3 protein-coding genes and 1 pseudogene are annotated in these 4,115 nt (G+C 70.2%); 2 read left to right on the plus strand and 2 right to left on the minus strand.

Annotated elements, in window-relative coordinates; translation table 11 throughout:
* Positions 1–144 precede the first annotated feature (144 nt).
* Both ACFYP3_RS37100 and ACFYP3_RS37105 read left to right on the plus strand, forming a co-directional pair.
* Positions 145–557, plus strand: a pseudogene (locus ACFYP3_RS37100) (IS5 family transposase); the annotation flags it as partial.
* Between the two features lie 710 nt (positions 558–1,267).
* Positions 1,268–1,792 carry an AAA family ATPase gene (locus ACFYP3_RS37105; RefSeq protein ID WP_388842490.1) on the plus strand — a complete coding sequence of 175 codons (525 nt, stop codon included), beginning with the start codon at positions 1,268–1,270 and terminating at the stop codon, positions 1,790–1,792.
* Between the two features lie 73 nt (positions 1,793–1,865).
* Here the strand turns inward: ACFYP3_RS37105 and ACFYP3_RS37110 are convergent, their stop codons facing one another.
* Together ACFYP3_RS37110 and ACFYP3_RS37115 are read right to left on the minus strand one after the other, a co-directional pair.
* Entirely contained in the window at positions 1,866–2,300 is a 435-nt protein-coding gene (locus tag ACFYP3_RS37110) for a VOC family protein (RefSeq protein ID WP_388842492.1), read from the minus strand.
* Between the two features lie 62 nt (positions 2,301–2,362).
* Positions 2,363–3,346: a tellurite resistance/C4-dicarboxylate transporter family protein gene (locus tag ACFYP3_RS37115; protein ID WP_388842494.1), complete on the minus strand. Its 984-nt coding sequence runs from the start codon at positions 3,344–3,346 to the stop codon at positions 2,363–2,365.
* Positions 3,347–4,115: the final 769 nt, after the last annotated feature.

A 4,115-nucleotide genomic window follows, 5' to 3' on the forward strand; every position in this document is an offset into this window, starting at 1 on the left:
GACCCCAAGCCTTTCGTCTGGACGAAGACAGCCGACCAGATCCTTGAGTCCCTCGCCTCGTACTGCCGGCGAATTACTGACTCAGCACACTAGGTTCTGTCCGACGGATCACATGACTGCCTCGTATGAACCACTGTGTCGGTGGTGGGGCGGGGCGATCTTACGAACGACGAGTGGGTGCAACTTGCACCACATCTACCAAGGGCCGGGTGCCGGGGTGGACGCTGGGTTGATCACCGAATGGTGATCAACGGAATCCTGTTCCGGATCCGCACGGACGTCCCGTGGCGTGACCTGCCGGAGCGATTCGGTAGCTGGAAAACCGTGTATGAGCGCCATCGCCGCTGGTCAGCAGACGGCACATGGGAGGGGCTCCTTCAGACAGTCCAGGCTGATGCCAACTCTCAGGGGCACATCGATTGGAGCATGGTGAGCGTGGACTCGACCTCGGCCGAGCCCATCAACACGCTGCCGGAGCTCCGCGCAGGACGCCGCGAGTTCCGAAGCGGAGATCAACACCTCGGCAGCACCGCTCCGACGACGGGCTCGGCCAGTCTCCTTACTGCCGACTTGCTGGCCCCCTTCCCCATGTGACCGGCTTTCCCGGCCTCGGAGTACTACGGAGCCTCCGTCCTGCCCAACGGCCATCAGCCGGCGATGGGCCTGCCCCCGATCGGACTGGATGTCCGATATAGGGGCGACCGCGGACAGTTCCCACGTTCACCACGAATCGATCGACAGGTGAGGTGCCCAGCTCTACCCCGGCAGCATCGCCCCGCTTCCGCCGCAGACTTTCAGCGTGGCCTCCCCACCGATGAGTAGAGTCGGCTTCGGAGTCGACCACCGACGAGCGCTGGTGGTCGTGCACTGCGTCCGGCCCAGATCCGCCAGGTTCGAGCCGGTGTCGTAATTACGGGGCGTCAGGCACTGATTTCTCGCGTGCACCTTCCTGTCTCGCTAGCCGGACCCGGGTCGCCTGGCAGTACCGACCCGTCCCGGCGTTGTCGGGGCTGCTTACCGCTCGGCTCGGCATCCCCCGGAACCGAACTGCCCCCAGCTTCAACCGGATTGCTACGACAACCCGATGGTGAAGGTCTCTCACCTCACTCGACTCCATGGCGCCTCGTGGCGCACCGACGCGCTACGACAAGCGCGCCTTCGTCTTCCACGGCACTGTCACCGTGGCCTCCATCCGGCTGTGGCTCAGACCATGATCGGGCAGATATAACGGTGGTCGCCTGATTGGCTTCCCTGCCACGATCTGGGTATGACCACGTTGTTCCTGATAGTCGGCCTGCCCGGGGCCGGAAAAACCACGCGGGCTCGACAACTCGCCGCGGAGCACGGCGCGCTGCGCCTGACGCCCGACGACTGGATGATTCCCCTGTTCGGCGAGGCGGAGGCGGACGGGAAGCGCGACGTGCTGGAGGGGCGCATGCTCTGGCTCGCCATGGAGGCGGTCAAACTGGGCACCAACGTCGTCGTGGACTACGGCTGCTGGTCACGGAACGAACGGTCTGCGATCCGCTGGCTGGTGGAGGCCGAGGAGGCGTGCTTCCGCATGGTCTACCTGCCGGTGGACGAGGAGACCCAACGCGCCCGTATCGCCCACCGCTGGGCGACCACCCCCGAGGAGACATTGCCGATGTCCGAGGCCGACATCCTGCACGGGCGCGCGCATTTTGAGGAGCCCGACGCGGCGGAGCTGGAGGGCCGCAGGGACGCTGGGCCGCCGCCCGGCTGGGTCGACTGGCGGGAGTGGGCCGCCGACCGGTGGCCGTCGTTCGCATGACTGCTGCGGCCCACGACAACTTAGCCGTACCGGGCATGCCTGCACGAGCCCGAAATGATCCGCCGGACAGGCCTTAGTGCGAGACGCAGAGCTCGTTGCCCTCGGGGTCGGCGAGTGTCGTCCAGGTGCTGGGGCCCTGGTTGCCCTCGTGGAGGTGGCGGGCGCCCTTGGCGACGAGGCGTTCGACGACGGCGCGCGGATCGTCTTCGCCGGTACGGACGTCGAGGTGGACCCGGTTCTTGACCGTCTTGGGTTCGGGGATGAACTGGAAGAGGATGCGGGGGGCGCGCTGCAGGCCCTCCGGGTGGCGGATGCCCGTGCCCGCCTTCCAGACGAGGACGCCGTGGTGGGTGGTGGTGTCCGCCTCGGTCGCCTGGCCCTCTTCGACCATGCGGCGGATGAACTTCTCGTCGCTGGGCTCCACTTCCCACCCCAGAGCGTCCGCCCACCAGTCGGCGAGCTCGTGCGGGTGGGCCGAGTCGATGGTGACCTGGAATGTGTATGCCATGCCGGGACCCTACTGAGGGGGCAACCCGGCCGCCACCGGAACGGGTTGGAGGTGAGGTGTCGTCATCGGGCCGTCGTCCCCGGGCCGGGCGGGCGCCGGGAGCCCGGGCGGGCGTTGAGGTGGGAGGCGAGCAGCGCGGCGAAGGTCAGCAGCCAGGCTCCCACGGCGATCCAGAGGAGCACCTCGCCCAGCGGGCGCAGCCAGGCGATCCCGGCCGGGTCGGCCACCGAGAGGCAGGCCACGGATGTCATGCCGAGCGGGAAGACGGTGGCCCAGCGCCGGATGTCGTAGCGCGGCCGCGGGTGGCGCAGTTCGGCGGTGAGGAGGACGACGTACCAGGCGAGGGACAGGGCGAGCACGGCCAGGGTGACGTCGAGGAGCGCCGTGTGCGCCGAACCCGTCCAGACGGGTGAAGCCGTGAGCTTGGATCCGGCCAGGGCGCAGATGGAGAGCGCCCCGCCGGCGACCCAGTGGTCGCCCGCGCCGCCCACCACCTCGCGCAGGTCGAAGCGCAGGAGGGCGGCCACGTAGAGCACCAGCCCGAGGCAGAACGCGGCCAGCGCCGCCCGGGCCAGCCAGTCGTGGCCGTCGGCGGCATCGGCGAGGGTCGCCGCGAGGACGGCCAGGCCCTGGGTGGCCACGCAGCCGAGGAACGCCACCCCGGGCATCCGCCGCCCCCAGTGCCGTACGACGTTCAGCAGCAGCCCGGGCCAGAGCGCCGCGGCGAGCGCGAGCAGGGCGGCCGCCACGGTCTGCCATCCCAGCATGGACAACCGGGTGCCGATGACGGCGGTGGCGGCGACGGCCGTCAGCGCGGCCGGGGTGTCGGCCTCGGCGCGGAACCGCCCACGGTCGCCCAGCAGCCGGGCCGTGAAGTCGGCGGCGAGCACGAGCCACAGGGCGACGGCGAGGACGAGGGCGAGGATCGAGGACGGCTCGTGCCCGGTCAGGTGCAGGCCGACGGAGATGATGCCCGGCGCCATGGCGGCGGCTCCCGCCGCGGGCGGGAGCCCGGTCCACCAGCCGCTGCCGGGAGGGATGCTCACCCCTCCAGCGGACCGCACCGCTCCGCGCGGCGCCAGCGGGCGGGGCCGACCGGCGCGCGGCGCGCGGTCGGGCGGCTCAAACCTTCTGCACGGAAGATCAACAGGGTCTGCACGCGATGCACATGCGGGGGCGCGGGCCGCTCGTAGGCTGTTGAAAGACGCGGACCTGCCGGTCCGTCACAGGGGAACGGACCGGCGGGTCCCGATCCCCGACCCGCTCCCCCAGCAGGCCTGGACGGTGCGCCTCAAACGCCGGCGGGGCTGAATTTTGTGCGGCCCAGCCCGGAGGGTGCGGTGGGGTTGGAGTGTGCGGCTCAATGATCGGGGCTCCGCCCCGGACCCCGCTCCTCAATCGCCGGAGGGGCTGGAGTAGTGCGGCAGACCCAAATTGGTGCGCCAGGGGGTGCGGCGCTGCTGGAGGGTGCGGCTCAATGATCGGGGCTCCGCCCCGGACCCCGCTCCTCAATCGCCGGAGGGGCTGGATTTGTGCGGCCCCGCCAGACGGTACGGCGAGGCCGGATGGAGCGGCAGAGCGGGAGGGTGCGGCTCACAGATCGGGGCTCCGCCCCGGACCCCGCGCCTCAAACGCCGGCGGGGCTGAGTTTGTGCGGCGTAGCTGGGTGGGTGCGGCTGGGCTGGATGGTGTGTCGGCGCTGGGGAGCAGGCGGGTCGGTTGGGGTGGGGGTGGGTGTGTGTCGGGGTGATCCCCGCAGGGTGCCGAACGCACTGCCGCCGAGCTATCCGACCTCCCGACACGTTCGGCGCCCGA

Origin of the sequence: Streptomyces sp. NPDC005533, assembly GCF_042871845.1 — a bacterium.
Lineage (GTDB): Bacteria > Actinomycetota > Actinomycetes > Streptomycetales > Streptomycetaceae > Streptomyces.